This is a genomic window from Pedobacter sp. HMWF019 (assembly GCF_003061025.1).
In the GTDB taxonomy this organism is placed as follows: Bacteria; Bacteroidota; Bacteroidia; order Sphingobacteriales; family Sphingobacteriaceae; genus Pedobacter.
The window spans coordinates 1-1,066 of the sequence record NZ_QAIL01000544.1 but is presented as its reverse complement, the minus strand read 5'-3'; the positions used below and the strand labels follow the sequence as shown (position 1 = coordinate 1,066).

2 protein-coding genes are annotated in these 1,066 nt (G+C 32.4%); both read left to right on the top strand.

Translation table 11 applies throughout. The annotated features are described in order from the left end of the window. A partial coding sequence (locus tag DBR11_RS29765; RefSeq protein WP_158275387.1) for a hypothetical protein occupies nt 1-248 on the top strand: 248 nt, incomplete at its 5' end. 338 nt (nt 249-586) lie between these two features. Beyond that, on the top strand, nt 587-847 hold the full coding sequence (locus DBR11_RS26725) for a hypothetical protein (RefSeq protein WP_108555609.1): 261 nt from the start codon (nt 587-589) through the stop codon (nt 845-847). The last annotated feature ends 219 nt before the right edge of the window (nt 848-1,066 follow it).

Below are 1,066 nucleotides of genomic sequence, written 5' to 3'. Positions count from 1 at the left end.
GATCATTAGCCATTTATGAAATACAGAAATACATATCAGACGAAGATTTGGAGAAATCCTGGATGGAGGGAATCTCAGAAGGACTAACTGAACAACAAATGTATCTCTACTTGATAACTTTTCTAAAAGCCAATAATAGACCTGAATTACAAAGTAAAGTCGAAGAACTTAAAAATTTTTCAGAGGGTAAGCCTTTTTATAGGAATGTTAAAGAGAATTTAGAGAAAATTGGAATTACGAATGTATAATAAAATCTTAGGTAGTTGGAAATTAGATCCAAACGACGCTAACTACTTTTAGTACTAAAGATGAGGCGTTGGATTTTTCCGTAAATGAATATGGTGCTTCAATTGATAAATTTCATGGACATCAAATCCGGACGTTGCTAGTAACTATGCTTTAAGACCTGGTGGTTCTGGTGTGATATTGGAAGTAAATGTTCCAATAAGCAAGACTGTTGCCAGTCCAAATCTTAAAGATGTTAAATTAATTCAATCGGGTGCTGTTTTAAATGAGGCAGAAGTATTAATAAGAGGAACTGTAAGGGGTCCACAAACTAGAAAAGTGGATTGATAAATAAATTGATATGAAAGAATTTCCTAAATTGATAGGTGAACAGGTAGTCTTATTGAGAGTAGATATTAACACTGGTATTGTACTTGATGATAATTATAATTATTCAATTAATCCAAACGACAGAGTTTATATAGTTTTTGCAAATAAAGACGAAGCCTTAAAAATTGCGAAAACCATTGTATTGGAAAGGAACAATGTAGAATGTGGTTTATATGACTTAAACCAAAAGATGATTTTTAATGTAACTATTAATAATGTTGATAGGCTCTAATCTTTTTGAGTTATTTGGACCGTAAGTTGTGTTTTGGGGTATCCAAAAACCTGCTTGCCTTCGCTTAGGAGCGAAGGGGAAAGGAAACGTTTTGGCAATTTATGATGATAAAGATTTAGGTGTATACGACATAAAAATGTGTTCAATAAAGAAGATATTGATAAAGCTTATTTTGGAACAAGTGGTACATCTGGGGGTGGAGAGAAAACATTATAAATA

Coding starts and splice junctions, on each gene's coding strand:
- DBR11_RS26725 (WP_108555609.1), top strand. CDS start 587: ATGAAAGAATTTCCTAAATTGATAGGTGAACAGGTAGTCTTATTGAGA.